The organism is Flavobacterium sp. 9AF (assembly GCF_902506265.1).
Lineage (GTDB): Bacteria > Bacteroidota > Bacteroidia > Flavobacteriales > Flavobacteriaceae > Flavobacterium.
This window is the reverse complement of the sequence record NZ_LR733581.1, coordinates 1-22,830: the sequence shown is the minus strand read 5'-3', so window position 1 is coordinate 22,830 and position 22,830 is coordinate 1. Positions and strand designations below refer to the sequence as shown.

The following is a 22,830-nucleotide window of genomic DNA, read 5'->3' as shown; positions in this document are numbered from 1 at the left end:
GTTATAAGATAAATTAGATACACCAGCATTGTTTAAGTTAGTTAATACATCAGTTACTTGACTAAAAACAAAATTGGTCGCAAGCAGTAAAAGTAGTAATTTAGTTTTCATAATATCAAGGTTTTAAGTTAATTTGGGATTATAAATTTAGCTTTTTAAAAATTAAATAGATTGGGTAAAAATTTTAATTTTAACATTATTTTAACATTATTTAATTATTATTGGTTAATTGATTTTGAATTTGTTAGTATCTTGTTTAAGATTTTAATTATATACTAAAATTACTTGCTACTATTCAGTTATCTTTTTTTTTTCGTTTAAATTATGATAACTAAGGCTAGAAGGTAAATTATTGACGTCTAATGGTTTATAAATAGTTAAATAAATAATATAATGTAATGGTACAGGAAGAAATTTTTTCGTTTTTATCAGATTTAAAGGATAATAATAATAGAGATTGGTTTTCAAACAATAAGGAACGTTATGAAAAAATTAATAAAGAAGTAAAAGTCTTTTTTAATACAATAGGTAATGAACTTAATAAAATAGATAGTATAGAGAATACCCAGATATTTAGAATTTATAGAGATGTGCGATTCTCTAAAGATAAATTACCTTACAAAATTAATTTTGGAGTAGGGTATAGAAGAACAAAACCGATGTTGAGAGGAGGATATTATTTGCATTTGGAAGATGGTGCTAGTTTTATTGGTGGAGGTTTTTGGGAACCAAATACAGAAGATTTGTTACGAATACGAAAAGAAATTGAGTTAGACGCTAGTGATTTAAAAAAAATTATTATCGATGAATCTTTTATAAAATATTTTGGAACCCTTCAAGGAGATGAATTAAAAACGGCTCCTAGAGACTTTGATAAAAATCATCCAGAAATTCATTTAATTAGAAAAAAACAATTTTTAGTAACTAGAAAATTTACAAATAATGAAGTCTTAGATTCTAGTTTTAAAGATGAAATAATTGCTACTTTCAAAGCGATGAGACCTTTTTTTGATTATATGAGTGAAGTGTTAACTACTAATTTAAATGGTGAAAGTATCTATTAATTTATAAAACTATTCAAACAATTGAATTTGGCTTTTTAAACGCTCGATGAGTAAATTCATCATTCTTTTATTAATATTAGAAGAGTTTAATATATATTCTTTATATTCAGAAATTGTAAACATCCCTATGACAATTCCTTTAAGTGAATTTCTAAATTTTATATCACGTTGAATGGCATTTTCAATATAAACCATTTTTTTTTCTGGAGTAAGTGTATAAAAAGTTCCTTTTTGCTTTAAAGCATAATTTTTAAAAACTTCAATAAAGAGATCATTTTGAAATTTTAAAATAGGTCGTAAAGTTAGATTTTGAAATTTTTCTTCTGTACTTGACAAATCGGTAATTACGCCTATTGATTCTCCTCTAATTTCAAGTATAACTTCGTCTTTTGTTTTCATATTGTTATTGCTTGTATTCAATTAAAGTTAAAAAAAAATAGCCTTCAAATTTGAAGGCTATTTTATAATTATTAAGAAAGTATTGTTAATTACTTTAATTTAAAAGTAACTCTTCTAACTAATTTTCTTGAATAGGCAGAATTTTCAACGCTATTATCTTCTCCTTTACCCGTTTCTACTAAACGAGAAGCATCGATTCCAGCCTTAACAATAACATCTTTTACAAAAGCAGCTCTAGCAGATGATAATTTATCATTATATTCTGAAGTACCAACTTCATCAGCATAACCGATTACTTCAACAGATGCATTACTATTTGATTTTAAATATTGAGTTACAAACTGAATTGCAGCATAAGAAGACGGTATTGGTTTACTAGAATTTGTATCAAAATATACATTAATGTAACCTCCATTTATAAGATCTTCTACTGATTGATTAGTAGAATTGTTAACATTAGTATTACTTCCACCTTTAACGTTTTCAATATATTTTTCAATTTCGTCTGGAATACCATTTTTATTCATATCCACAGCACGCCCCTTAGTATCTACAGCAACACCTGTAATTGTGTTTGGTTCAGCATCTAAATAATCTGGAACACCATCACGGTCTGTATCATTCATCATAGTTTCTAATTCAGCAACACGAGCTTCTAATTCATCTAATTGTTTATTTCTTGGAATGAACCAATCTGCATGTTTTTCATTTTTACCTAGATAAAAAGAAAATCCAATTGAAGCATTGTATAAAGTACCATTAAAACCTCTATCTGATACTACTGAAGGATCATTCATACCATCAAAAGTATAGGTTTGATTCACATTGTTAACCATAGTGAAATCTGCATTTAAAGCAATTCTATTTGACAATCTGAATTGAGCTGTAAGACCTAAGATAAAATTAGTCATATCATCATTTCCGTCAAATTTATCATTTGTCATGAATGAGAAACCAAGACCTGTATGAGCTTGTAAATTTACAGTATTCGTCCACTCTTCAAAATTTAAAACTCGACCTAAATTAATAACACCTTGAAGATCTGTTCTAAAATATTTACCATCAAATTCAAAACTTTCAGATTTATTTTTAAAGCTATCTAAACCAAAATCTAGTTTTAAACCAAACTTACTGTTTAACATATATCTTAAACCCAAATCACCATGAATAAAATTAGTATTACTTGCGTAATAGTTAGGTGAAAAAGGTGCTGTAGGTTTACTTAAACCTGCATTTAAATCAATTGACCATTTGTTAAAACTACCTTCAACTTGTTTTTCAGTCTCTTCTTGAGCACTTACCAATGATGTAAAAATTAATGATAGTGATAAAAAAGTAATAACTTTCCTCATAATGTACTTTGCTTATTTAATATATTTTGCAAACTTAGGGATTTTTAATTTTATATAAAATAAAATAGTGCATATTATGTTAATGTTTTTAACATTTATAGTATTTTTGTTTTCAAATGAAAAAAAATGAGATTTAATACCAGAAAATGGGTAAAACCAGAAGATTTAAATCCAAACGAAACTTTGTTTGGTGGTAAATTACTTGCTTGGATAGATGAAGAAGCTGCATTATATACAATAATACAATTAGAAAATAGTAGGATAGTCACAAAACACATGACGGAAATAAACTTCATGAGTTCTGCAAAACAAGGGGATATAATTGAATTAGGTATTGAAGTTATTAAGTTTGGAAAAACCTCTTTAACATTAAGATGCAAAGCTAGAAATAAAATGACTCAAGAAACTATTCTTACTGTAGATTCAATTACTATGGTCAATTTAGACGAATATGGAAAACCAAAACCACACGGTAAAACAAAAGTGGAGTTTGTTGATGACAGATTAAAAAATAAACTTTAGCAATCGATAAAATTATTTTCTAGTTCATATAATTCTAGGTTGAAGAAACTTACAGAAGCTATTATGTGGTCAAATATGTCTGCCATGATATGTTCATAGTTTTCCCAAGTTTTATCTTTTGAAAAACAGTATATTTCAATAGGAATTCCTTTTTCAGTTGGTTGAAGATGCCTTACCATAAGCATCATGTCTTTGTTAATTCCTGAATGATTTTTAATATATTCTTCTATATATTTTCTGAACAAACCTAGGTTGGTTAAATTTCTTCCATTAACAATTAATGATTTATCGATACTATTATTCGCATTATATTTTTCTATATCATTTTGTCTATGATTTATATAAGAATAAATTTTTTGAATTTTTTTATAATAATCAAGTTCTTCAGTTTTAATAAAATGTACAGATTTTGCTTTTATTAATACAAATCGTTTAATTCTTCTACCGTCTGAATTTTGCATTCCTCTCCAATTTTTAAAACTATCGGAAATTAGACTATATGTAGGAATGGTAGTTGTAGTATTATCAAAATTTCTAACTTTTACAGTTGCTAAATTTATTTCAATAACATCTCCATCTGCCCCAAATTTATCCATTGTAATCCAATCACCAATACGAACCATATCATTAACAGAAACAGAAATACTAGCTACAAAACCTAAAATTGTATCTCTAAAAACCAAGATAATAATTGCAGAAATGGATCCTAAAGCAGTAACAAAAGTAGTTTTATTAACACTAAAAATTATGGATATAAAAGAGATTACTCCAAATATCCAAAGCATTATCATAATTACTTGTATATAACTATCTATAGGTTTATCACTATACCTAGGTTTGTGTTTTAAATAATCTTTAAGTGCATTAAAAACACTTCGAATAATCCAAAGCGATAAAATGATTATATATATTTTTACACTTTTTTCAAAAAAATCCTCCCAATAACTAAAATCTTTAAGAATTATGGGAACAGTTTTATAAATAAAAATTAGAGGAACTAAATGCGCAATATATTTGGCTGTTTTGTTAGCAACTAAAAAATCATCAAAAGTAGATTTTGTCCTTGTTGCAACGATAGCTAAAATTATAATTAAAATTTTTTTAAAAATATAGTCTAACAAATAAGCTAAAATTATTAGTATAACAATATTTATAAATAGATTAGAATATATAGCTGTATTTTCACCTATATTAAAACTTTTGAGAATTTTATATGTCCAATTAAAAATTGTCATTTAGAATATAAACTAAAGATATTTTTTTTCTACATAAAATGTACCGAAAGGTATTATAGATGCTAAGCAAATAATACCAAACTTTTTCATTTCCCATTTTTGGTCTATTTTAAGTAAAATGGCCAATGCGATATAGAGAATAAACAACAATCCATGAGCCATACCTATATGTTTAACAAAAACAGGATTATGAAAAAAATATTTCATTGGCATAGCAAAAAATAATAATGCAAGTAATGAAATACCTTCAAGTAAAGCAATAATTTTAAATATTTTTATCATGATAAGGCAGAATAAATTACATAACCATAAATTACAAAGCGTAGTATTCTAAGAGAAGCAAAAATGTAAAATTGTTTTTGAGGAAATTTAATCATACCTGCAGCTAAGCAAGCAATTGCAAAGGGCAATGGAAGAAGTGCTCCTACTGCTATTAAAAAACCGCCCCATTTTTGCATATTTCGAATATGCTTTGTCATTCTTCCTTCTAAATAATCGTTTATTTTAGGAATTAATAACAAAGTTCTACCTTTATAATAAGAGATAACACCGCCCAAATAAGACAAACCTGCTAAGATTGATAAATAGAGGAGAGGAGAACTAGTATTTTTTGTCCAAGCAATAAAAATGTCAGGAGGCAATAACCCTAAAACACTTTCAGAAAGTAAGAATAATGAGAATATAGAAATGTCGCTAAAATTTTGAGTAACATAGGACAACATTTTTTCTATACTCATTACATTATAATTAATGTAAACTAATATGCCTATTACAATTGCTAATGGAATAATTGCTTTTTTTGAATTGTCCCAAATAAAAGTATAAAAACCAGTATATTTATAATACTGATGCAATAATTTTACTCTAGATTTTTTTGTTTTAGACATATTAAAGATTTAGGAATGCAAATTTAGTAAGAATTTAAGCTATAACTGTTAAAGTATATATAAAAAAAGGGTCTAATTAGACCCTTTATAATCTAAATAAAATACATTAAAAAGCTAAAAAAGCTTTATTGTATTCCTTAATATCTAATAAGTTATTTTTCTTCGAAAGATCATGAAGAAGAGATAAAAAATATTCAAAACTTTCAATATCATTTTCTTCAGAAACATTTTGACTTTCTTTATTTTCCTCATTAATAGGTTCGTCATCAGGAATACCGATTAAAAATGCACCATTATTTTCTAAATGCTCATAAGCTAATCGTAAAGCCTTAGTCACTACAGGATTTTGCTCTTCTAATGAATATTCTCTTATCTTTTTTAAATCAGAAATTATAGATTCAATATTAAACTTATCTTGTAAAACTTCTTTTTGAATTTTCTCAATCAATTTTTGTGCATATTTATTTTCCATAAGACGTAATAGTTAAAGGGACGCAAATCTAATATTTTATTCAATTATGCGCAATTTTTTATTTTCAAAATGTTTTTTTATCTGATTATATAGGTAAAAACACCTGTTTTTTACTGAATTTGTTGATAAATTTGTTAATATAATGTTTTTTTTTGTATGTTTGATAATTATTTTTAATTGTAATTCTATGAAAAAACATTACTTATTAATAATCAATCTATTTTTTTTTATATCATTACATTCTCAAAACACATATATACCTGATAATGGATTTGAGCAATTACTAATTGATATTTCAATAGATTTAGGTCCATTAGATAATTATGTACCTACTGCAAATATTTCTGGAGTTGAAGATTTAAATATACTTAGTAATTATAACATTACCGATCTTACAGGATTACAAGATTTTACATCTATTGAGGCTCTTCATATCGATAATAATCCAATTAGTACTATAGACTTAAGTGGGAACCCTATATTATATGATGTTAGCTTAACGAATATGAATTTGACAAGCATTACTATACCTAATAATTCCATCATTGCATTTTTAGATGTTTCTAACAATTCAATAACATCGTTAGATTTAACGGGTTTATCAAATTTACAGTACTTAAATATTGAAAATAATCAAATAACAGATTTAGATTTGAGTTCAAAATTAAATTTGAATAATTTGAATGTTAAAAGTAATAACCTAATTTCTTTAAATATTAAAAATGGCTCTAATTCCTTATTAACTACATTTGATGCAACTAATAATCCTAATCTTGCGTGTATTCAAGTTGATAATCAAATTAATGCGAATGCTGGTATAGGAAATTATTCATCTTGGTTAAAAGATGCAACTTCAAATTATTTAGAAGATTGTAATACTTTGCATATTGATAATACTTCTTTATTAAATGCTCAAGTTTATCCTAATCCCATAGCTATAAATCAAATACTTAATTTTAAAAATTTAGAGACAAATTTTACTTTTTCTATTTATGATTATTCAGGAAAATTAATTGATAAGAAGAATATAAAAGATAATTATTATAAAATAGAAAACATAGCTACAGGTATTTATTTCTATACCATTGAAACAAATACTAATCTTTTTACAAATAAACTGATTGTTAAATAGTATATTTTAAATATAAATTCACATTTGTATAATCCCATATTTTTGAACTATAATATACATTATGTAAAATAGAAAATTATTGAATGAGATACATTCTCATTCTTTTGTTTATTTTTCTTCTATGAATTTTAATGCTGCTGAATTGATGCAATATCTTAATCCTGTTGGCTCTGGCCCATCATTAAAGACATGACCTAAATGTAAACCCGTAGCTTTTTCAACAACTTCATCACGTGTCATTCCATAACTGTTATCTTTTACCCAAAGTACCGCATATTTGTTTATAGGCTTTGTAAAGGATGGCCAACCGGTGCCTGAATCAAATTTATCTTCTGAACTAAATAATGGTTTTCCGGTTGCGGCACTTACATAAATTCCTTTTTTATGATTGTTATAGTATGCATTGTTAAATGCGGGTTCTGTACCTTGTTCGACCATTATATAATAAGTATTTGAACTTAATTTACTTTTCCATTCTTTTTCACTTAAAGCTTCCGGATATTTCTGATCTGTTGTTTTTGAATTTGTTTTCTTTTCTTGACAAGATAATGATGAAATGGTCAACACGCTAACCATTAAGACATTTATAAACTGATATGTAATAGCTTTCATAATTTTTTATTTTAAATAGTTAGGAAATTTATTTTTGAATCTATTGATTCTGGGTATAGATACATTTTGTATATACGAATTATTTGGATGTAAAGATTCATAATTTTGATGATAGTCTTCTGCAGGATAAAATTTAGTGAATTTTTTTACTTCTGTGGTAATGGGTTTATCAAAACGTTTTTCATTCTTCAATAGATTGATGTAGTTCTGAATGATTTCTTTTTCAGAATCATTTTTGTAAAATGCTATTGATCGATATTGAGTACCTGCATCTGGTCCTTGTCTATTTAAAGTAGTTGGATCATGTGAACCAAAAAAGATAATGACTAAATCGTTGAAGGAAATTATTTTTGGATCATAATATATTTTTACCGCTTCTGCATAATCGGTGTTACCACTACTCACCTTTTCATAATTTGGATTCGGTTGATTACCACCACTATAGCCAGAAACTACTTCATGAACTCCTTTTACACTTTCAAAGATTGCTTCTACACACCAAAAACACCCTGATGCAAAATAGGCTGTTGCATATTGATCTAAATTTTGATTTTCTTTTGTTATTTTGGATTCTGAGACATTTTGAAGCTCTTGGGTGTCTTCTGAATTCTTTTTTGAGTTTTTAGATTCGCAATTTAAAGTTATCAAACTAATGAGAATCAAACTTATCGTTTTTATATTTTTCATTTTCACTACTAATTTTATTATTATAACAAAATTACCAATGATATAAAGGAACAAATGTTAACTATCTTACATTTGCTGTTAAAAATCTATTAATTTTTGAATGAATTTGCCTTAATTGAGATAAAACTGTAGAAGCCTGGATTTTGTAAAAAAGAAACCCGATAGTTTATTTATCGGGTTATTGATTTACTTATTCTTTAACAAATCGTTTGATATAGGAACCATTATTGTTATTTATTTTGAGAATATAGATTCCTGATTTTAAATGACTAATATCTAATCTACTTTGATTGTTTTCAATAAATCCTTTGAGTATTTCTTTTCCTGTCAAATCTATTACTGTAAAAGTTCCATTTGCATATTGAGTTGGAACATTTATTTGTAAATTATATTGTGCAGGATTGGGATACACCACAATGTCAGTTTCATTACTACTCTCTTTTTCTACTTCATAACTCATCCGATTGGAGTTAAACGTTGTACTGATATAATATAAATTGGCTACATTATCCTTTGTTATAGTATGCGAACCACTTGATATACTTATTGTTGCTATTCCTGAACTAGCCACATAAGAAACATTATCAACTTTTATATTTCCTGTAAAATTACTGTCAAATACTAATGTTAAAGTTGCTGAAGTTGTTGTACTAAAAGTAATAGAAGTACTCGATTCAATTTTTAATCTTCGTGTTAAGTTGAGTCCGTTATAATTTACGGAACCATCTGAGGTATTCATATTTCCTGAAATACTATAAAAAGAACTATTTTTTTCTGACACGGTAAAATTATGAATTTGATTGCTTGTTGAACCATCTCCATTGGAACCTGTTGGAGTTGCAGAAGCCGCATTTGAATTGATACTAGCATTGGCCTTTATCCAATAATAATAGTTAGTTCCATTTGTAACATTACTATCAGTATAATTTCTTGTAGTTGTTGAAACTTGTGCAATACGCACTCTTCCACTTGGATTAGAATCGGTGTCTCTATAAACTTCTAAACCTGTAACAGTGAGATTTGAAATAGTCCAATTTAAATTTACAGCACTATTAGTAGCAGTTGCTGATAGTAGAATTTCGGCTGTTCCTCCTCCTCCATTTGTAGTTCCGGATTCAATAGCACCTAAATCGGGTTTAGTACCAGAATAAGTAATTCCTGTAGAAGTGACACCCGCATCAATTAAATCGCTATTTGTATTTAAATTAAGAAAACCATTTCCTGTAGGATTTGCATTAGCTCCCATAGTTAAAGTTACAAAATCAGAACTAGTTACAGTAAAACCACCTGTTGCTCCAACAAAAGAATTTGGAGCAGTACTATTTCCTCTAATACGATCATTGGTTCCATTATCAAAAGAAAGATTATTTTTAAAAATATGGCTTGCACCGTCTCTAGTATGCCAATTATACCCTTCGTTATTATAAGATGTATTATTTGTAAATTCTATGGCACCAATGTTACCATTGTCCGTAAAACCATGTTTCCCATTATTAAAAGCAATACATCTTCTTACAATATGATTGATTTGATGAGCTGATGATCCTAATTTATAGCCATTTTTATCACCGCCTCCTGAAGTGCCGCCACTAGTAAGAGTACCATTATGATGCGCAATACAACCTTCTAAAACAATCACACCAATTGGTCCCGTATCACTTTTAGTGTATAAATCCCAACCATCATCAATATTATGATGTGCCACACAGTTTCTAAAAATATTTCCCGTTCCGCAAGTTAATTTCGCTGCAAAGCCATCTGCATTCTCATTTCCACTATCTTTATTGTCATAGGATTCACAACCCAAAATTAAATTATTTGCAGGCCATTGACTAATACTACTTGCACTAGTATTGTATCTACTTAACTGAAGCCCCGTATCTTTATTATTTCTAAAAATACAATTTTCGATAGTATTGTTATTACCAGATAAAAGCATACCATTATCACCTGCACCTTGAATAATAATACCTTTCCAATGCCAATAATCCCCATCTAAAACAATTCCTCTGTTAGATGCCCCTTCACTCATACTGAAATTTAATACAGGTATTTCATTATTGTATGCATAAACATTAATTTTTGCGCTAGACGAACCGTTTTTAGTAATCACTATAGTACTGCTGTAATTGTGAGTACCACCCCTTACGTAAATTGTATCACCTGCTGCCGCTTGATTGATAGCTTTGGATAAAGTTTGAAAAGGACTACTGGTTGAAGTACCTGAATTAGAATCGTTTCCATTTGTAGCAACATAATAATTTGTTGCCCATGAGGTTGCCATGCTTATATTGAATAATACAAGCATGAATAAAAAGCTTTTTTTCATGATTTGTGCTTGTTTGAGTTGTTAATTACTGTTTTTACCTTAAGATTGTGAAAACTTAAGGTATATTACTTCTTGCTTTGCAATTTTGAATTTCGTTCATAACCTTTCATTTAAAGTTTAAATTATAAGGTTAATAGGCAGTAATTTGTTTTCGTAATCGATTACGATTTTGTGTAAATTTTTTAATTTGGATTAAAAATTATGCATTTCCATCCAAGTAATACAAGTATTGAACCAATTGGAATTACTTTTTGTATTTCCCTGTCCAAAACCATGTCCACCATCATCATAAAGATGCATTTCAACTTTAATCCCATTCTTATGTAAAGCGTAATAATAATTCAAACTGTTTTCTATTGTAACAGATGCATCGTCAGCACTATGAATCATAAAAGTTATAGGAGTTTGAGTTGTTATATTTTTATCTAAAGAATATTTTAGAATACTTTCTTTTTTTGGATGTATCCCTAAAAGATTCTTTTGAGAACCCAAATGCGTTATTTCATTTTCCATAGAGATTACAGGATAAATTAGAATTGAAAAATTAGGCTTAGCACTTAGATTTTCATTAGAATCTGTAAGTTTTTCATCATAATAATTGGATAAGGTAGCCGCTAAATGTCCTCCCGCTGAAAAACCGATTACGCCAATTTTATCGCTGTTAATATATAATTTTTCTGCTTCTCTACGCATGTAACGCATGGCTTCTTGTGCATCTTGTAAAGGTCCAATTGTTTTATCAAGCATAATACTATCCGAGGGTAATCGATATTTTAAAACGACCGCAGTAATTCCATTTTTTTGAAATGCAGCTGCTACTTTATACCCTTCTTTATCCATACTTAAATGCGCATAGCCACCACCAGGACAGATAAGAATAGCTGTTCCATTTGGATTTTTAGGTTTAAAGATGGTTAATGTAGGTATTGAAACTTGACTAACACGAACTAACACTGAATCTTTATAGGTTTTGATTTCAGTATACTTGTTATTTTCAATACGATTTGGAATATCCGTTTTCCATAAGTTTACTTCATACGATTGTGCGTATACATTAGTTATTAGTATACAAAGGAAAAGAGCTATTTTATACCCAATTCTCATTCGTTAAGTTTACTGTAATTTTTTAATGCGGGTATTTTTTTTGACAGTTCTTTTACAGCTAAAGTAGCAACTTCATTGGCTCCTAACTTAGACAAATGCGTATTATCTTCGATACCATCAGGGAAATATTCATTTTCACCTTTTTTAAAATGCAGGTGTAATTTTTTTGATGCTTCAACCCCATAAGTTTCTTCTAATTGCTCTGTTGCATATTGTAAATCAATAAAAGGAACATTCATTTCTTGAGCAACTAAACGCGTAATTAAGGTGTAATTACCATGAGAATCTAATAAAACTCCTTCTTCATTGAATTTTCTTCGTGCAATTGATGAAAATAAAACCGGAATTGCTCCTTTTGCTCTTGTTTCTTCTACATAACGCATTAAATTATAACGATAAGAAGTTTGTGGGTTGGTATATCTTTTTGGATCTGTATCTTTAGCATCGTTATGTCCAAATTGTATGAATACATAATCTCCCTTCTGCAAGGAATCTAGAACGGGTTTCCAATGTTTTAAATCTCTAAAACTTTTTGAACTTCTTCCATTTACAGCATGATTTTTTACAATCACCTTTTCAGTAAAAAAATTAGGTAAGACTTGTCCCCAACCGTGCTCTGGATTGCTATTTGGATTTTTTTTATTGGCCATAGTAGAATCGCCAATCATATAAATAGTTATGGATTGGGTATCATTCGTTTTTAAAGTTGAACAACTCCAAAAAAAGAGGATCATAATTATAAAATTACTCAGTTTCATACCAATTGGGTTGACTTTCATTACTTCCTAGAATATTTTGTAAACTATACTTTTTTATTTCTTTTTTGGTTAGTTGGTGTGACCAAGCAACTCTTTTCGAAAAGGAAGCACCAGCTCCTTTATTTTCAAACTCCGCATAGAAAGTTGTTCTTTCAGCTTCGGGTTTAGACCAATTGTGCCATCCTTCTGGAAGAATATGTTGGCCTAAAGTACATTGAATAAAAACAGTTTTAGCATAAATTCTCCAAGGTCTGCCTAAATATACTTTTGTAGTAGTATCAGAAGCTGTAAGATGACAATTTTTAAAAACATAACCAAAGTTGGCATCTTTAGGTGTAGAAGCAGCAGTTATATAGGAATCTTTTTTAGAATGAATTGTACAATTTTCAAAATAAGCAGTTGCACTTCCAAAAATAAAGTCGGTTGTACCTTCAATATAACAATTTTTATAGTATTGTTTACCAATGCCTGATGCATACAAGGTATCTTGATTTCCTAAGATATTACAGTTTTCCACTACTACTCTATTGGAAAAAACCGATAAAGCTACTGCTTGCCCCACATCTCCTGCTGAATTTTCGATGGTAAGATTTTTTAGAACAATGTCATTTGCTTCAACTAAAAGTGTATACGTATAAAAAGTACTATTTCTTCCGAGACTTACTTTATTGAAGGCATCATCATACCGAATTATGGTTTTTTCTTTACTTTCGCCAATTAAATGTATGTTGGTATTCCATTCGTGAATTTTTACTTTTTCGTTGTAAATACCGTTTTTAATAAAAACGGTAATTTTTTCATAAGGAAATGCCTTTGCATTATTTATAGCTTCTTGAATACTTGTATAATCACCACTACCATCTTGATTAACAATCATATAATACTTATCTTCAGATGGTGTTTTTGTAGCTGTAATACCATATTTTTCCTTCCATTTAGGATATTTTTTTAGTACTTTTTCAGGTGTTGTAATATACCAAGCATATCCATTTCTTCTTTCGGGACCAATTTCTGCTAAGCTGTATTTTTTAATCCCATCTCGATCACAAAAGAAAGGTTTGTTATCGTCTAACTCCATAAATCTTGCCCAAAGGGGTTTTGCTTTTTCATCAGGGATTAGTTTTTTATCAATTACCTTACCTTCCTCATTATACATTCGTTCTTCTTTTAAGTTATTTATTTGTACTTTTTCAAACCAAGCCACAGCAGCATGTACTGCTTTTATAATTTCTGGAGAAGGATTTTCAACAGCCATTAGTAACAATACAATATTAGCAGATTCATGACCACTTAACGAAGGTAATTCATACGCTCTAGCTTTAGCGGGTAATAATGTATTTTCATCGTGTTGGGCACACCAACTTGTTAAAACTCCATTTTGTTTATATTGTGTTCTTAAAATACAATCGATTCCTTTATTGAAAGCAGTTTGCGCTTTTGAAACGATTTCTTCATCTGGTTTTATGGAATAATAATCACTTCTATCTATAATTTCTTTTAGAAGCGAAAGAATGTTAACCATAGAATCATCATTATATGTAATATGCGTATAATATCCTTTTTTAAGTGGATAAAACTGAGGCCATCCACCATTTTCATATTGGGCTTCTAAAAGGTAGTTTATGCCTTTTAAAAAGGCTTCTTTATACCGATTATCTGGAGCATTTTGATACATTTTAGATAAAAATTCCATTTCTTGAATGGTGGCTCCATTATCTGTAGTCACTTCTTTTGTACTCGTTTTTAAGGCGCGTAATGCATCTTTTTCATCCTCTGATAATTGCTGTTGCATCTGAATATTTTTGGGCCAACCCCCAATATTTCTTTGGTATAAAAGCACATTTTCAGCTATTTCTTTTGCTTCAGTAGTACTAAACCAAGCCGTTTCACTTTTGTGAATAATTTCTTTCCATGATTTATTTAAAACCTGCCCTTTTGTGCTGGATATAAAAAGGAGCAAAATGCACGTTAAAATTTGTTTTAATTTATGAATCATTTTTTTATTTTATTCTAAACCAATCGATTGCAACACTTCCCGCATCGTTAGTAAAATTATTTCTTAATGCTAAATACCCTATTTTTGCACCAATCCACTTACCTTCTCTTGCTACAAATTCTTTTCCAATAGGAAAATACTCTTCATTATTCATGCTATAGGAAAAAAAGACTTTTTCACCAGTTTTAATTTCAGCTTGTAGATAAACAGTATTGTTTAGTAGTTTAATTTTATCTGTTTCTGTTTCTGCCTTTTTTTTATCCGAATCAAAACACATTACCTGTGATAAAAATAGATTACCATTATTTCGTTCAATTTTTAAATAACTGTAATCTAGTCCCATAATTAAGAAGCCTATTTGTTCCCCATCATGTCGAGCATTAAATGTTACTTTTGTGATTGCAGTAAAGGTTTCAGAGGGAAATTTTTGTAACAACAGATTCGAAGCATCGTATAAATTTATAAAATGATCAGGCTTAGGTGTGCAATACATTGTATAATATCCAAGTGTGGATGGAAAACCCCAATATATTTCAGGATTTGCATGCCATTGCCATTCTAATTTAAGAGTTGCTTCATTAAACTCATCAGAACCATTGCTTTTGATAAAGTTGTTCTGAGTTGAGACTTTCGGTTTTTTATGACTGATTACAGGTTGACCAATACCATCTTTATTATTATCTTCTCCAATAATAGGCCATCCTTTTTCCCAAGTCATAGGCTGCAAATGTACTATTCTTCCATAAGCACCTTTATCTTGAAAATGAATAAACCAATCTTCACCTGCTTCCGTTTGTATCCAAGCGCCTTGGTGTGGCCCATTTACAGTAGTATTGCCTTGTTCCATAACTTTCTTTTTTTCGTAGGGACCAAAAATGTTTTTTGATCTTAAAACAGTTTGCCAACCAGTAGCAACACCTCCTGCTGGAGCAAAAATATAATAATAGTTATTGTATTTGTATAATTTAGGTCCTTCTATAGTAGGTTCTTCATCATGTCCATCAAGTAACATTATGTCATCATTATTTGCCAACAAAGTTTTTGAATTTAAGGTGCAAATTGCCAAAAGGCTTTTAATTCCAGCCCTACTTCCAGCAAAAGCATAAGCTAAATATACTTTCCCATCCTCATCCCATAATGGTGTTGGATCTATAATTCCTTTTCCTTCTTTAATTAAAACAGGTTCAGTCCAAACACCAAGAGGGTCATTGGTTTTAACCATATAAATACCAAATTCTGGATCGGGATAAAAAATATAATATTCCTTATTATGATAACGGATACAAGGTGCCCAAACACCATTACCATGCTGAACTGTTTTATATACATCAAATGGAGGTTGCTTTTTTAGGGCATAATTAACCAATTGCCAATTTACCAAATCTTTTGAATGTAAAATAGGCAGTCCTGGAATACAATTAAAAGAAGAAGCTGTCATGTAATAGTCCTCACCCACTCTAATTACATCAGGATCAGAATAATCGGAATGCAAAATAGGGTTTGTATAAATAGCATTTGTACTGTTATTATTCTTTATTGCATTCTGATTCTTTTGTTGACCAGAACAAATGAAAGAAATTAGAAATACTATTTTACAGAAATGCTTCATTCTATCTATTTAGTTCAATTGCAGCCAAAATAAAGGGTCCAGTTGCTTTAGGATCATTATTTTTTTTCTTCTCATTAATATAATATTCGTAAGAACCATCTCGGTAAGGCTCACCACCTAAACCTGCAACAGCACAAGCTTGTGTAATAATAATTTCTCCTTTGTTAGAAACTTTTATCAAATCTTTAGTTAATCCATCAAAAGCTTTATTAGCCAAAGCCTTATACTCGATAGGCAAATACCCTTTATTAGCACCTTTAGCAAAAGCATAAGCAAACATGGCCGATCCAGAAGCTTCTAAATAATTACCTTCTTTATCACCTAAATTGGTTACCTGATACCATAAGCCTGACGTGTGTTGTTGATTTGCTAATGCATCAGCTAAATTATTTAAGTACAAGATTAATTCTTTTCGTTTTGGATGATTTTCAGGGAAATAATCGAGTGCATCTACTAAAGCCATTGCATACCATCCTAGAGAGCGAGACCAAAAATTTGGAGAAGTACCAGTCTCTTTGTTTGCCCAATCCATTTTTTTACTTTCATCCCAACCGTGGTATAATAGACCCGTATTGCTATCAAATGCATGCTTTTGAATGAGTTCGAATTGTTTCGCCACATCATCTAAATTAGCACCCTTTTCGAACTTTGTCGTATAATGAGCATAGAAAGGTTCGGCCATAAATAAACCATCTAACCACATTTGAGAAGGATATCTTTTTTTATGCCAAAAACCACCTTCGCTAGTTCTAGGATGTTCGGATAATTGCTTTCTAAGAAGTTGCATGGCTTTCAGATACTTATCGTCTTGAGTGGTATCATACAAATGGAATAAAATATTCCCCGCTTCAATCATATCGATATTGAAGTTTTCATATTTGTAAGAAGCGATTACACCAGCACTATCGATTGTAGCATCCGCATACCCTTTAATGTAATCATAGTATTTTTTATCTTTTGTTTTTTCGTATAATTTTTCAAAAGAGGTTAATACTAAACCATGTACATAATCCCATTTTGGTTCCTCTTTATCGTCAATTTGATAGGCTTTAGGGTGTTGTTCCATAAGAGTTAAAGCCATTCGTTCCGACCATTTTAAGGTATCTGAAATTGTATAATTATTAATTAAAGAATTTGACACTAATGTTTCTTTCTTTTCAGTCTTACATTTTATTAGAAGAATTCCTAAAGAAAATAAGCACACTATTTTACCTATATATTTAAAACTATTTTTCATTCTTATTTTAATTTATCAGATTGATTTAATTCGTCTAATTTTTGATTAAGATAAGATAAAAATTCCTCTTGCGATTTTATACCATTAACCTCTTGTTCCCAAGCACCTAAAAAGTAAAATGTAATAGCAGTAGTAGTGGGTTTGAAAACAATTAAATGGTCGTGTTCTCCTTCTACCATTTCAGAAATTGTTTCTTTTTTATAAAAAATAGCCATTCCTAAATTATCTGGCACTAAAGATTGTTTACCATAGGTTGCTATATAACCCCATTTTTTATTGTCACTTTCCTTTTGTAGTAAAGGAAGATCATTCAACTTAACAATACCTGTACAAATACCTTCTAACATTTCTGAACTTTGAATAGTATGTTTTGTATATCTTTCATCTGATGCAATACTTAAAAGGGAAGTTAAATTAGTCTTTTGATTATTGGTTTTCCAACCAAAATAATTCACTTTTACTACAGATTCATTATCTAAATTTTCAGTTTTAGCAAAGGTAGAGTCTACTTCGTTAAAATGTAAAACTTGTTTATTTACATATCTTCCAATTGATCCGATACCTAAACCTTTACCAACTTTTAAAATGTCTGAACCCCAATTTTGCATTTCATGATACGAATCAAAACCATCTAATCCCACTTTTGAAAGTACCATTGTATCTGTTTTTTTTCCAAAAATATCAATAGCATTTCTCCAATCTAAATAGAGTCGGTAACCAATTTTATTACTTTCCCAACCTGGTCCTTCGTATCGAATATACCAAGAGTGATCGGTATGTTCTGAAGGAACTTTTATACTATCAACATTCTTAAATGAACCATCTAAATATTCTCTTCCTTCCCAATGCCCACCTTCTTTAATTGAAATTTCAGCATATGTTTTTACTACTATTGATTCCTTTTGGGTTTGTTCTTCTATTTTAGCTGCTGGTTCACTATTTTTTTTGCAAGCGGATAAATTTAGTAGAAATAACATTCCTGTAAGACCTATTATCTTTTTCATTTTATGGATTTGATTTTAAAATTTTATCTAAAAATTGAGTTATATAAAGTGCTGTTTCATTAAACCAAGGATGAAACAACCAGAAAGTATGTGGACTATTTTCAATTTGTTTCACTTGATTATATATAGTATATTGATTTAAAATTTGAATCATATTATCTCTTCCTGCATGAAAACGTTCAAATTGACTGTTAATGAAAAGTATTGGCGGAGTATTTTTAGATACATGCGAGAGTGCTGAGGCATCTTCCCAGATTTCAGGTTTTTCTTCATAAGTGCCTCCTAACCATTCTGAAGCCAATATCCCTTCTTTAGATTCGGGATGATGAAAAGCTAAAATACCATCTAAGTTAACAATTGCTTGGATAGTATGAGAATATTTTGTACCAATTAAACTAGCCATTTGTCCGCCTGAAGAACATCCTAGTATTCCTATTTTTAATGTATCAATTTTAAATTTTTTTACATCATTTTTTAAAAATGCTATTGCTTCTAGAATATTATCAATAGATTGAGGATATTTTGCTTCATCTGAAAGTTGATATTCTATTGCAAAACATTGATACCCATTTCTACAAATTGTTTGTGCTAAAGGCTTTAACATTGATTTGTCTCCCGATTTCCAACCGCCTCCATGAATTAAAATTAAAGCTGGTAATCTTTCTTTAGTTTTAAAGCAATAGGCATCTAAATGTAGAGGCCTTTTATTATTTTTATTATAAATTATATCAATAGATTCTTGTATAATTGAATCATTTATAGCATTGACAATTTCGATATTAGGAAACTTTTTTAATTGTTTATTGTATTCTGATATTATATTGTAAGTAAAATCAACTCCTTTTTGTGCATAGCTATAATAAATGCAGAACATCATTATTATAAAACGGCCAAATATTGGTTTAAACTTAAGCACAAATTTCAATTGATTGGTTAAAGATTATTTACGTAATCGATTACACAAAAATAAAAAATCTTTTAAAAAAAAATTAAAAAAAAGGAAGTTTTTTTTAATCATTTCATTTTTTAAATCTAATAACTATCTAAATATATAAAAAAAACTGACTAAAAAAAAGAATTTCGTAATGCTTTATTCTTTTTTTTATTGAAATATTTAATAAAAAAAGGTCGTTAATTAGAATTAAAATGACAATTATTAGTTTAATTAACAAAAAAAATAAATATAATACATTTTTAAGCTGTTTTTTGTAAATAATTTATTTTATCAAACGAAGTTGTATATATTTTAAATATTTTTACTTAATCGATTACGAATTCATTTTTTAAATCAATTAACCCTTTACTAATTAAATATTTAAACATGAAAAAAGTATTATTCTTTATTTTAATTTTTACTAGTCTAAATCACAATGCGCAGACGGTAAATATAACAGAAACAATCCCTTGGTTAGAATCAGCCTATATAACTTGGGATCCAATTAATAATGTTGCTAGTTATAATGTCTATTATACAGGAGGTGGTTTTATCAATCAACCGATAGATACACAACTTATACGTAACTATGGTTCTTATTTTCGTGCAGATATTATTGGTTTAGAAGCAGGCAATTATTCATTTAAAGTTGTTCCTGTGATTTCTGGTGTTGAAGGAAATGAGACAATATCAAATACGGTAACGGTATGGGCACACGACAGGAATGGCTTTGCACATAGCAATGGTAAAATTCCTGGAGCTTATAATCTTAATGGAACTTTGAAAGCAAATGCTGTTGTTTTATACATAACAGAAGACACAAAAAATACAATCTCATTAAACGTAACGGGTGCCAATTCAAATCCTTGTGTAGGATTACAAACTATTTTAGATGGTTTTAAAAAGGGATACGATAATAGACCTTTATCTGTAAGGCTAATTGGAAACATAACCGATTTAAACTATATGTTAAATGGCGATTTAGTGATTGAAAATAATAATAATTCTTTAGGTTCTATAACATTTGAAGGTATAGGTTCAGATGCATTAGCTAATGGTTGGGGTTTAAGAATAAAAAAAGGATCAAATATAGAAGTTAGAAATCTGGGGTTTATGTTAACAGATGCTTCAGAAGGTGATAATATAGGCTTGCAACAAGAAAATGATTATGTATGGGTTCATAATTGTGATTTATTTTATGGTAGTCCAGGAAGTGCTTCGGATCAAGCAAAAGGAGATGGTGCATTAGATTGTAAGAAATCTACATTTATAACATTCTCCTATAATCATTTTTGGGATTCTGGAAAAAGTTGCCTTTTAGGTTTAAGTGAAAATACCACAAGTGATTTATATATAACTTACCATCATAATTGGTTTGATCATTCCGATTCAAGACATCCTCGTGTACGCTATTATTCTGCTCATGTCTATAATAATTATTTTGACGGAAATGCTAAATATGGAACTGGTTCTACTTTAGGGTCTTCCATTTTTATGGAAGCCAATTATTTTAGAAATTGTAAGTATCCTATGCTCATTTCTAAACAAGGTAGCGATATATTAAATGGATCTACTGGTACTTTTTCAAATGAAGATGGTGGTTTTATTAAGGCATTTGATAACTATATGATTGGACAAACAAGTTTCATCCCCTATGATATAAATTCAAATCCAACCCAGTTTGATGCTTATGTAGCACTTAACAGAAATGAAACGATAAGTAATGCAATAGTTTCTTTTCAAGGTTCTAATACTTATAATAACTTTGATACAAATCCTGCTTTATATGTTTCTAATGTAATGACTGATGATCCAGTAACCGCTCGAGACAAAACCATTCAATATTCAGGACGTGTTGCAGGAGGTGATATTACTTTTTCATTTAATAATTCAATAGATGACACGTCTTATGATGTAAATAATGTATTGATGACTCTTTTAACTTCTTACAATTCCCAGTTAATTTCGGTTCAAGGAATATCAAATTTAGGTGGAAGTACACAAATATTAAATATTCCAAACAATAATGAACAAACAGTACTTACTGGAAATTCTATTAATCCAATGATATTTACATGGGGTGGAACAGCAACTGATGTAACTATTAGTAATTTACCTATTTCTGGGATAACTTTTGTAAAAGATATACCCAATAAAACCGTTACGATAACTGGAACACCTACTTCAGATGTTAATTTTACAGTTACAACTTTAGGTAGTTCTGGAAATTCAGTTTCCGGAACGGGAACTATTGCTATTACCAATGGATCTAGTTTAGGAAATGAAATACACAATTTTACAACTTCGACTTTAAGTAGCTCATTCTACACATTTACTTCGGCTAATATGAATGCTACAGCAGGATTAACTAATTATGATGGATTAACACTAACGGCAAGATTAAAAATTGAATCATCGACTAATATAAGTTATATAACTCCTGCCACTTCCACATTAACATTAGTATTGGATCCCTCCTTTAATGGAACAATAAAGTTAGATAATGTATCTTATACAGCAAGTTCTGGAATTGTAATTATACCTTCCGTACCTGCAGGAAATCATTCCATTACTAAAGGAAATGTTGCCAATCTTTATTATATAAAAACAGAATATGGCACTTTGAATACTGCTTCTTTTGATACAATTAATTTTCAAATATTTCCCAATCCTTTTTCAGATGAATTACATATTTCAAATTTAGAAAACCTAGAAGTTAAACAAATTGCTATATATGATATCTCTGGAAGGTTAATTAAGCAATATTATGAAAATCCTAAAACTATGGATATGAGTAATTTAAAAATGGGAAATTATTTCATCAAATTTTCTACTATTCGAGGAACTATTACAAAAAAAATTATTAAAAATTAGTTCATTAAATTAAATAATCATTTAAAAAAAAGAGGTTACTCAAAAAGCATGAGCAACCTCTTTTTTTAACCAATATAATCTTATTGCTTCATAAGGATTGTTTTTAAAGTTATTATTAACTCTTCAATTTCCTTGCTTTGTTTTTCCAATTCTAAACTTTGTGCTTTATTAATTTTATTTTGTTCAATGATATAAAGTGTTAATTCTTCAATTTTTTCTTGTTGAATTTTAGTCATCTCTCCTACTTCAAAACCATTTTCTTCAATTTCACAGGAAGAAGGAACATTTATTAAATGGCATTTATTTTCATATGATTTTTTACTTTATATAAATCCTGTAATTAATTTATTATCAATAATATAATTCATTAATAAAAGTATAATAATAATAATAAAATAAAACTTATACAATGTTTAATTATTTGAATACAATTCTAAAAAAGAAAGTAAAATATAAAAATAAAAAGTAGTCCTCTAAATGAAAACTACTTTTAAAAACCAAACCTAACTTTAATGTTTTTCTAAAGAACTAATTTGAAAGATTTTTTAGCATTGTTTGCTTCCAAATTTACAATGTAAAAACCTTTATCTAATTCAAAATTTATATCTGTAGATGTGTTTAAT

21 protein-coding genes are annotated in these 22,830 nt (G+C 28.9%); 4 read left to right on the top strand and 17 right to left on the bottom strand.

Features of this window, described 5'->3' with window-relative positions; all coding sequences use genetic code 11:
- Positions 1–398 precede the first annotated feature (398 nt).
- Entirely contained in the window at positions 399–1,064 is a 666-nt protein-coding gene (locus tag HALO113_RS15660) for a DUF2461 domain-containing protein (RefSeq protein ID WP_159780029.1), read from the top strand.
- 9 nt (positions 1,065–1,073) lie between these two features.
- On the opposite strand, the gene HALO113_RS15655 is transcribed toward HALO113_RS15660, so the two are convergent.
- Together HALO113_RS15655 and HALO113_RS15650 are read right to left on the bottom strand one after the other, a co-directional pair.
- On the bottom strand, positions 1,074–1,463 hold the full coding sequence (locus HALO113_RS15655; protein WP_159780028.1) for a glyoxalase: 390 nt from the start codon (positions 1,461–1,463) through the stop codon (positions 1,074–1,076).
- Positions 1,464–1,552: 89 nt separating this feature from the next.
- A complete protein-coding gene (locus HALO113_RS15650) occupies positions 1,553–2,815 on the bottom strand; it encodes an OmpA family protein (RefSeq protein ID WP_159780027.1) in 1,263 nt (420 codons plus the stop codon).
- A 126-nt stretch (positions 2,816–2,941) separates the two neighbouring features.
- Between HALO113_RS15650 and HALO113_RS15645 the strand changes: the two genes are divergently transcribed.
- Positions 2,942–3,337: an acyl-CoA thioesterase gene (locus HALO113_RS15645; protein ID WP_159780026.1), complete on the top strand. Its 396-nt coding sequence runs from the start codon at positions 2,942–2,944 to the stop codon at positions 3,335–3,337.
- Here HALO113_RS15645 and HALO113_RS15640 read toward each other — a convergent pair.
- The 4 genes from HALO113_RS15640 to HALO113_RS15625 form a co-directional block, all read right to left on the bottom strand.
- The gene (locus HALO113_RS15640) at positions 3,334–4,572 is read right to left on the bottom strand and encodes a mechanosensitive ion channel family protein (protein WP_159780025.1); all 1,239 of its coding nucleotides are present in this window, start codon (positions 4,570–4,572) and stop codon (positions 3,334–3,336) included. The genes HALO113_RS15645 and HALO113_RS15640 overlap by 4 nt on opposite strands.
- A 12-nt stretch (positions 4,573–4,584) precedes the next feature.
- Complete coding sequence (locus HALO113_RS15635; RefSeq protein WP_159780024.1) at positions 4,585–4,854, bottom strand: DUF3817 domain-containing protein; 270 nt, start codon at positions 4,852–4,854, stop codon at positions 4,585–4,587.
- On the bottom strand, positions 4,851–5,459 hold the full coding sequence (locus HALO113_RS15630; RefSeq protein WP_159780023.1) for a YqaA family protein: 609 nt from the start codon (positions 5,457–5,459) through the stop codon (positions 4,851–4,853). The genes HALO113_RS15635 and HALO113_RS15630 overlap by 4 nt, the downstream gene beginning before the upstream one ends.
- A gap of 106 nt (positions 5,460–5,565) precedes the next feature.
- A complete protein-coding gene (locus HALO113_RS15625) occupies positions 5,566–5,931 on the bottom strand; it encodes a hypothetical protein (RefSeq protein ID WP_159780022.1) in 366 nt (121 codons plus the stop codon).
- A 187-nt stretch (positions 5,932–6,118) separates the two neighbouring features.
- On the opposite strand from HALO113_RS15625, the gene HALO113_RS15620 reads away from it, so the two are divergent.
- Entirely contained in the window at positions 6,119–7,063 is a 945-nt protein-coding gene (locus tag HALO113_RS15620; protein WP_159780021.1) for a T9SS type A sorting domain-containing protein, read from the top strand.
- Positions 7,064–7,171: 108 nt separating this feature from the next.
- Here the strand turns inward: HALO113_RS15620 and msrB are convergent, their stop codons facing one another.
- From msrB to HALO113_RS15570, 10 genes are all read right to left on the bottom strand, one after another.
- Complete coding sequence (gene msrB / locus HALO113_RS15615; RefSeq protein ID WP_159780020.1) at positions 7,172–7,675, bottom strand: peptide-methionine (R)-S-oxide reductase MsrB; 504 nt, start codon at positions 7,673–7,675, stop codon at positions 7,172–7,174.
- Between the two features lie 6 nt (positions 7,676–7,681).
- Entirely contained in the window at positions 7,682–8,362 is a 681-nt protein-coding gene (msrA, locus tag HALO113_RS15610) for a peptide-methionine (S)-S-oxide reductase MsrA (protein ID WP_159780019.1), read from the bottom strand.
- Between the two features lie 190 nt (positions 8,363–8,552).
- Positions 8,553–10,691, bottom strand: a complete 2,139-nt coding sequence (locus tag HALO113_RS15605; RefSeq protein WP_159780018.1) for a T9SS type A sorting domain-containing protein — start codon at positions 10,689–10,691, stop codon at positions 8,553–8,555.
- A gap of 192 nt (positions 10,692–10,883) precedes the next feature.
- Complete coding sequence (locus HALO113_RS15600; RefSeq protein WP_159780017.1) at positions 10,884–11,795, bottom strand: alpha/beta hydrolase; 912 nt, start codon at positions 11,793–11,795, stop codon at positions 10,884–10,886.
- Positions 11,792–12,553 (bottom strand): rhamnogalacturonan acetylesterase, encoded by a 762-nt coding sequence (locus tag HALO113_RS15595; protein WP_159780016.1) that lies wholly within the window; start codon positions 12,551–12,553, stop codon positions 11,792–11,794. Before HALO113_RS15595 ends, HALO113_RS15600 begins: the two co-directional genes overlap by 4 nt.
- Positions 12,540–14,549, bottom strand: coding sequence for a pectate lyase (gene pelA, locus HALO113_RS15590; RefSeq protein ID WP_159780015.1), 2,010 nt, complete (start codon positions 14,547–14,549; stop codon positions 12,540–12,542). The genes HALO113_RS15595 and pelA overlap by 14 nt, the downstream gene beginning before the upstream one ends.
- Before the next feature lie 4 nt (positions 14,550–14,553).
- Entirely contained in the window at positions 14,554–16,158 is a 1,605-nt protein-coding gene (locus HALO113_RS15585; RefSeq protein ID WP_159780014.1) for a glycoside hydrolase 43 family protein, read from the bottom strand.
- Between the two features lies 1 nt (position 16,159).
- Positions 16,160–17,395 (bottom strand): glycoside hydrolase family 105 protein, encoded by a 1,236-nt coding sequence (locus HALO113_RS15580; protein ID WP_159780013.1) that lies wholly within the window; start codon positions 17,393–17,395, stop codon positions 16,160–16,162.
- A 2-nt stretch (positions 17,396–17,397) separates the two neighbouring features.
- Positions 17,398–18,399 (bottom strand): DUF4861 family protein, encoded by a 1,002-nt coding sequence (locus HALO113_RS15575; protein WP_159780012.1) that lies wholly within the window; start codon positions 18,397–18,399, stop codon positions 17,398–17,400.
- A gap of 1 nt (position 18,400) precedes the next feature.
- On the bottom strand, positions 18,401–19,276 hold the full coding sequence (locus HALO113_RS15570; protein WP_159780011.1) for an alpha/beta hydrolase: 876 nt from the start codon (positions 19,274–19,276) through the stop codon (positions 18,401–18,403).
- 444 nt (positions 19,277–19,720) lie between these two features.
- Between HALO113_RS15570 and HALO113_RS15565 the strand changes: the two genes are divergently transcribed.
- On the top strand, positions 19,721–22,207 hold the full coding sequence (locus HALO113_RS15565; protein WP_159780010.1) for a T9SS type A sorting domain-containing protein: 2,487 nt from the start codon (positions 19,721–19,723) through the stop codon (positions 22,205–22,207).
- An 80-nt stretch (positions 22,208–22,287) separates the two neighbouring features.
- Here HALO113_RS15565 and HALO113_RS15560 read toward each other — a convergent pair whose 3' ends face one another.
- Positions 22,288–22,443, bottom strand: a complete 156-nt coding sequence (locus HALO113_RS15560) for a hypothetical protein (RefSeq protein ID WP_159780009.1) — start codon at positions 22,441–22,443, stop codon at positions 22,288–22,290.
- Between the last annotated feature and the right edge of the window lie 387 nt (positions 22,444–22,830).

Excerpts from the sequence above, each read along its gene's own strand:
- HALO113_RS15660 (WP_159780029.1), top strand. The coding sequence starts at position 399 with ATGGTACAGGAAGAAATTTTTTCGTTTTTATCAGATTTAAAGGATAAT.
- HALO113_RS15655 (WP_159780028.1), bottom strand. The coding sequence starts at position 1,463 with ATGAAAACAAAAGACGAAGTTATACTTGAAATTAGAGGAGAATCAATA.
- HALO113_RS15650 (WP_159780027.1), bottom strand. The coding sequence starts at position 2,815 with ATGAGGAAAGTTATTACTTTTTTATCACTATCATTAATTTTTACATCA.
- HALO113_RS15645 (WP_159780026.1), top strand. The coding sequence starts at position 2,942 with ATGAGATTTAATACCAGAAAATGGGTAAAACCAGAAGATTTAAATCCA.
- HALO113_RS15640 (WP_159780025.1), bottom strand. The coding sequence starts at position 4,572 with ATGACAATTTTTAATTGGACATATAAAATTCTCAAAAGTTTTAATATA.
- HALO113_RS15635 (WP_159780024.1), bottom strand. The coding sequence starts at position 4,854 with ATGATAAAAATATTTAAAATTATTGCTTTACTTGAAGGTATTTCATTA.
- HALO113_RS15630 (WP_159780023.1), bottom strand. The coding sequence starts at position 5,459 with ATGTCTAAAACAAAAAAATCTAGAGTAAAATTATTGCATCAGTATTAT.
- HALO113_RS15625 (WP_159780022.1), bottom strand. The coding sequence starts at position 5,931 with ATGGAAAATAAATATGCACAAAAATTGATTGAGAAAATTCAAAAAGAA.
- HALO113_RS15620 (WP_159780021.1), top strand. The coding sequence starts at position 6,119 with ATGAAAAAACATTACTTATTAATAATCAATCTATTTTTTTTTATATCA.
- msrB (WP_159780020.1), bottom strand. The coding sequence starts at position 7,675 with ATGAAAGCTATTACATATCAGTTTATAAATGTCTTAATGGTTAGCGTG.
- msrA (WP_159780019.1), bottom strand. The coding sequence starts at position 8,362 with ATGAAAAATATAAAAACGATAAGTTTGATTCTCATTAGTTTGATAACT.
- HALO113_RS15605 (WP_159780018.1), bottom strand. The coding sequence starts at position 10,691 with ATGAAAAAAAGCTTTTTATTCATGCTTGTATTATTCAATATAAGCATG.
- HALO113_RS15600 (WP_159780017.1), bottom strand. The coding sequence starts at position 11,795 with ATGAGAATTGGGTATAAAATAGCTCTTTTCCTTTGTATACTAATAACT.
- HALO113_RS15595 (WP_159780016.1), bottom strand. The coding sequence starts at position 12,553 with ATGAAACTGAGTAATTTTATAATTATGATCCTCTTTTTTTGGAGTTGT.
- pelA (WP_159780015.1), bottom strand. The coding sequence starts at position 14,549 with ATGATTCATAAATTAAAACAAATTTTAACGTGCATTTTGCTCCTTTTT.
- HALO113_RS15585 (WP_159780014.1), bottom strand. The coding sequence starts at position 16,158 with ATGAAGCATTTCTGTAAAATAGTATTTCTAATTTCTTTCATTTGTTCT.
- HALO113_RS15580 (WP_159780013.1), bottom strand. The coding sequence starts at position 17,395 with ATGAAAAATAGTTTTAAATATATAGGTAAAATAGTGTGCTTATTTTCT.
- HALO113_RS15575 (WP_159780012.1), bottom strand. The coding sequence starts at position 18,399 with ATGAAAAAGATAATAGGTCTTACAGGAATGTTATTTCTACTAAATTTA.
- HALO113_RS15570 (WP_159780011.1), bottom strand. The coding sequence starts at position 19,276 with ATGATGTTCTGCATTTATTATAGCTATGCACAAAAAGGAGTTGATTTT.
- HALO113_RS15565 (WP_159780010.1), top strand. The coding sequence starts at position 19,721 with ATGAAAAAAGTATTATTCTTTATTTTAATTTTTACTAGTCTAAATCAC.
- HALO113_RS15560 (WP_159780009.1), bottom strand. The coding sequence starts at position 22,443 with ATGACTAAAATTCAACAAGAAAAAATTGAAGAATTAACACTTTATATC.